The organism is Methanobrevibacter sp. 87.7, assembly GCF_002208625.1.
In the GTDB taxonomy this organism is placed as follows: Archaea; Methanobacteriota; Methanobacteria; order Methanobacteriales; family Methanobacteriaceae; genus Methanarmilla.
Genome location: NZ_MRCT01000177.1, coordinates 1 through 3,283 on the forward strand (window position 1 = coordinate 1; position 3,283 = coordinate 3,283).

3 protein-coding genes are annotated in these 3,283 nt (G+C 22.3%); 1 reads left to right on the forward strand and 2 read right to left on the reverse strand.

Annotation, left to right across the window (positions count from 1 at the left end):
- Positions 1–138: 138 nt before the first annotated feature.
- Positions 139–1,059 carry a carbohydrate kinase family protein gene (locus tag BGI41_RS07295; protein WP_088540000.1) on the reverse strand — a complete coding sequence of 307 codons (921 nt, stop codon included), beginning with the start codon at positions 1,057–1,059 and terminating at the stop codon, positions 139–141.
- Positions 1,060–1,369: 310 nt separating this feature from the next.
- Complete coding sequence (locus BGI41_RS07300; protein WP_088540002.1) at positions 1,370–2,233, reverse strand: LysR family transcriptional regulator; 864 nt, start codon at positions 2,231–2,233, stop codon at positions 1,370–1,372.
- A 160-nt stretch (positions 2,234–2,393) separates the two neighbouring features.
- On the opposite strand from BGI41_RS07300, the gene hxlB reads away from it, so the two are divergent.
- Positions 2,394–2,984 (forward strand): 6-phospho-3-hexuloisomerase, encoded by a 591-nt coding sequence (gene hxlB / locus BGI41_RS07305; protein ID WP_088540004.1) that lies wholly within the window; start codon positions 2,394–2,396, stop codon positions 2,982–2,984.
- The last annotated feature ends 299 nt before the right edge of the window (positions 2,985–3,283 follow it).

Genomic DNA, 3,283 nt, shown 5'->3' on the forward strand with positions numbered 1-3,283 from the left:
AAATAAAATTATCCAAAAGAACAAAAAATTAAACTCAAAACATAAAATAAAATAAAATTATCCAAAAGAACAAAAAATTAAACTCAAAAAATAAAATAAAAAAAAATAGTAAAAAGAATAATTAAAAATTAATAAAATTTAATCATTATAGAAATTATTCATCCTTTCTTTTGCTTGTTCTAAACTAGGAATATTAGTTTGACAACCTTGTTTTTCAACAATAAATGAAGATACAGAAGATGCAAATTTAGCAGATTCCACTAAAGATTTACCATTTAAGTAGTAATATAAAAATCCTGCTTTATAAGAATCTCCAGCTCCAGTTGGATCTACTGCCGGCCTATATATAGCATCTATTTTATATTCTTTATCTTTAGTATAAATGTAACTTCCATGTTCTCTACATGTTTTAAGAATAATTTTAGGACCTAAATTAAGTAAACCTTCAATATCAAGATCTAAAGAATCTTTAATCCTATCAATTTCAAAATTATTTCCAAATAATATTGTAGAATTTTCAATAACCTGTTTTAATCTTTCTAAACTATAAATATTTAAATCTTGACCTGGATCAAATGATAAGATTTTACCTTGTTTTTTAGCTTCACATGAACATTTCCAATTAAAATCAGGATTACCTGTTGCTAAATGAATTGCATCAACAGATTTAATAGCTTCTACAGGAACATCTGCATTAGCAAATGCTTTACCAGAACCTTCATAAAAATAGGTAATTGTATCTTTTTCTTTATCATTTACCATAATAGCAGTAGGAATTAACTCATCTTCTACTGTAATGAAATAATCTGTGTTTACCCCAACTTTTTTAAAATTATAATAATACTCAGAATTTAAAAAACTTTCACCAACAGAAGAGACTAAACTAGTATCTAAACCAAAAGTAGCAGCACACATTGCAACATTAGCTGCTGCCCCACCTTGTAAATTTTTTAATGAATCCATATGAGCTGAAGTATTTGGTTTAGGAAATTCTGGAACATCAATAATAAAATCAGATGCAGTATGTCCAATTACTAGTAATTTTGTATTATTCTTCATATAATCACCTTAAAAATAGTTAAAAAATACATAAGTTAAAAATCATATTTCCATTATAAAATATTATAATATACAAAATATTATATATTTTCCATAGCTCATGAAAATTAATAAAATATTAAATTTTTTTAAAATAAAAAGTTTATTAAAAAAATAAATTGACTTTATAAATTAAAGTATAATATAAATTAAATAAAAAATCACCAATACATAAAATACCATTAAATAAGTAAAAAATATTAAAAACAAAAATCAAAAAGAACTAAAACCCTGTAATTTAATTAAATCAGAATTTAAAAAAAAACAAAAATCAAAAAGAACTAAAACCCTGTAATTTAATTAAATCAGAACAATTATTAGAAATATAATTAACAAATTTATCAATTTCTGAATCAAGACCTTGAGAATATACAAAACCAAGAGAATGAATAGTTTGATTTTTCAATACATCATTACCTTTAAAATAGCTACCATTTAAAAAAGTATAAAGATTATCAGAATTTTTAACAATTTTAAATGCATCAAATTGTGATTTAACTTCTTTTTCTAAATTAAAAGGAATATTATTATCTTTTAATGTATCCCATACTAACCTTTGAGCAGTCCCTTTTACAGGAACAAAATTCAAATTAGATAAATCTTTAACAGATTCTATTTTTTTATTATTTTTATTATTAGCAACTAGAACCATATAATCAAATGCAATAGGTGTAAAATCTAAATTATTACTTAATGCAATTAAAGGATCATCTAATGCAAGAATATCTATTAAATCATCCTGAGCAAGACTAAATGCACTATCTGTATCTGTACTAAAAACTTCAAGATTAAATGGTAAATCAAGAGACTCAATTAATCCAGTTATTATATGGCCTCCAGCTATACGAATACTTTTAGATTTTTTAAGACGATTATTATAGGTATGATATAAATCTAAAAGTTTTAAAGCATCATCTGTAAGTTCACTTCCAGAACCTATTTTATTAACTAATTTATATCCTAATTCTTTTTCAGCTTTAAGTATACGTCTATTAAAAACAGAATGAGATATTCCTAATTTTTTAGCAGCTTTTCGTTGTGAATATGTTTTAGATAAAAGGTCTAATGATTGAAATAATTTATAATTATATATTTTTCCATCAATTTCAATATTCACTAATGGTTTTATATTCATAATTTAACCTACTAAAAAATTAATATTTTAAAAAAAAATTAAAGAATTTTTAATCTAATAAATATTTATTAAATAATATACTTATATAATATTATATATTAATAAATTAAAAATAATATATGTATTAATAAATATAGGTTAGAATTAGGTTAGAGATATTATGGAACAAATGAAATCATCAATAAATGCAATTATAGATAATATACAAAGTGCTGAAAAATATTTAAATGATGAAGATATCAAAAAATTTATGGATGTTATTTTAAGTTCAGAAAATGTCTTTGTAGTAGGTGCTGGAAGATCAGGACTTGTAGGTAAAGCATTTGCAATGAGATTAATGCACTTAGGTATTAGTGCTTATGTTGTTGGTGAAACAATTACTCCTGCAATTAATAAAGATGATGCAATTTTTGCAATATCTGGTTCTGGAGAAACAAATACAATAGTTTCAGCAGCAAAAACATCTAAAGAAAGAGGTGCTAAAGTATTATCATTTACATCATATGTAGAATCTTCCTTAGGTAAATTATCCGATGTTTCTATTTATATACAAGGAAGAACTAAAGCAGAATCAAATGATAAAAATTACTTAAAACGCCAAATAGATGGCAACTACACTTCACTTACACCATTAGGTACTGCATTTGAATTAACATCACTTGTTTTCCTTGATGGAATTATAGCACAATTAATGGAAGAAATGGGTGAAACTGAAAGTGATTTAAAAAATAGACATGCTGTACTTGAATAAATAAGTATTTTTAATATATTATTAAAATACTTTATTTTCATTTTATTAAACACTTAAATATACTAATTTTTAATTAATAAATAGCTATTTTTAGACTAAAAATAAACAAACTAATTTTAAAAAAACAAAAAAATAGCTAAAAAAACATACAAACTAATTTTAAAAAAAATAATCAATATTTAATTAAATTATATAAAAATTAAACATAAAAACTATTTTGTATAAAATTTATTAAATTAGAAATTTAAACTAAAAACTTAAAATCATATTTAAAATTAATACTATTTTTAAAATAAATT